Origin of the sequence: Vibrio sp. Isolate34 (assembly GCF_022397915.1) — a bacterium.
Lineage (GTDB): Bacteria > Pseudomonadota > Gammaproteobacteria > Enterobacterales > Vibrionaceae > Vibrio.
Genome location: NZ_JAKEUO010000043.1, coordinates 1 through 1639 on the forward strand (window position 1 = coordinate 1; position 1639 = coordinate 1639).

The window sequence follows — 1639 nt, forward strand, 5'->3', positions numbered from 1 at the left end:
GGTACGCGAGCTGGGTTTAGAACGTCGTGAGACAGTTCGGTCCCTATCTGCCGTGGGCGTTGGAAAATTGAAGGGGGCTGCTCCTAGTACGAGAGGACCGGAGTGGACGAACCTCTGGTGTTCGGGTTGTCATGCCAATGGCATTGCCCGGTAGCTAAGTTCGGAATCGATAACCGCTGAAAGCATCTAAGCGGGAAGCGAGCCCTGAGATGAGTTTTCCCTGACGCTTTAAGCGTCCTAAAGGGTTGTYSWAGACTASRACGTTGATAGGCAGGGTGTGTAAGTGCTGCGAGGCATTGAGCTAACCTGTACTAATTGCCCGTGAGGCTTAACCATACAACACCCAAGGGGTTTTGTGGACTCAAAGAAATACTAAACGCTTGAATGAGTTTGAAGAGAAACTTTTATAGCTCTATTAAATAGAGAAGCAGCTTTCCAGATTATTTTGCCTTCAGTTTTTAAAAGCTGAAAGTAAAAGCAAAATTTGCTTGGCGACCATAGCATTGTGGACCCACCTGATTCCATGCCGAACTCAGAAGTGAAACACAATAGCGCCGATGGTAGTGTGGGGCTTCCCCATGTGAGAGTAGGACATCGCCAGGCTCCAAATTTATTTTCACTTTTTAAAAGTGAAGACAAAAAGTTNAGAAACTTTTATAGCTCTATTAAATAGAGAAGCAGCTTTCCAGATTATTTTGCCTTCAGTTTTTAAAAGCTGAAAGTAAAAGCAAAATTTGCTTGGCGACCATAGCATTGTGGACCCACCTGATTCCATGCCGAACTCAGAAGTGAAACACAATAGCGCCGATGGTAGTGTGGGGCTTCCCCATGTGAGAGTAGGACATCGCCAGGCTCCAAATTTATTTTCACTTTTTAAAAGTGAAGACAAAAAGTTTTCAGAATCGTTTTTAAATGATTCTTGAACTGCTGATATAGCTCAGCCCGGTAGAGCGCACCCTTGGTAAGGGTGAGGTCCCCAGTTCGAGTCTGGGTATCAGCACCACGATTTAGTTGATTTGATTAATCAAGTTAACAATAGAATTTGTTTGACGACCATAGCATTGTGGACCCACCTGATTCCATGCCGAACTCAGAAGTGAAACACAATAGCGCCGATGGTAGTGTGGGGCTTCCCCATGTGAGAGTAGGACATCGTCAGGCTCAAATTGCTTTAAGCTGAATAGACACTGCGGAGTGGTAGTTCAGTTGGTTAGAATACCGGCCTGTCACGCCGGGGGTCGCGGGTTCGAGTCCCGTCCACTCCGCCACTTATACTAAGCCCAAGCATAACTGCTTGGGCTTTTTTACGTTTGAATGATTGTGTTCCCCCTTCGGTCGAAAGAGTCCCGCAAAAGGTTTGCCCGTTGTCCGCAACCCCTGGCACTCCAGCACTTATACCAATTCCGTTAATTAACTTATCAAGTTTAACCAATCTCTAAAGCAGAGCGAGATCACTCTGCTTTTATCTTCACAAAACCGATTCCACGCTCTACATAATACCAATTCCGTTAATTTTGTGATCTAATATGGACTCTTAAAAGGAGTCCTTATGAAGCATGATTTTCCGAGTCTGATTAATTCCACATCCAATGCTCGGCTTAGAATGCGTTATTTATCCGTTTCTCATTTTGTTGACGGT

The 1639-nt window shown here is 44.9% G+C and carries 2 tRNA genes and 4 rRNA genes; all 6 read left to right on the forward strand.

Going from position 1 to position 1639, the window contains the following annotated elements:
• Window positions 1–336 (forward strand): 23S ribosomal RNA (locus tag L1D22_RS21920); the annotation flags it as partial.
• A gap of 151 nt (window positions 337–487) precedes the next feature.
• Window positions 488–603, forward strand: a 5S ribosomal RNA gene (rrf, locus tag L1D22_RS21925).
• A gap of 134 nt (window positions 604–737) precedes the next feature.
• A 5S ribosomal RNA gene (gene rrf, locus L1D22_RS21930) occupies window positions 738–853 on the forward strand.
• A gap of 73 nt (window positions 854–926) precedes the next feature.
• Window positions 927–1003 (forward strand) — tRNA-Thr (locus tag L1D22_RS21935).
• Window positions 1004–1045: 42 nt separating this feature from the next.
• Window positions 1046–1161: ribosomal RNA gene (gene rrf, locus L1D22_RS21940) — 5S ribosomal RNA — on the forward strand.
• Between the two features lie 30 nt (window positions 1162–1191).
• Window positions 1192–1268 (forward strand) — tRNA-Asp (locus L1D22_RS21945).
• Window positions 1269–1639 lie beyond the last annotated feature (371 nt).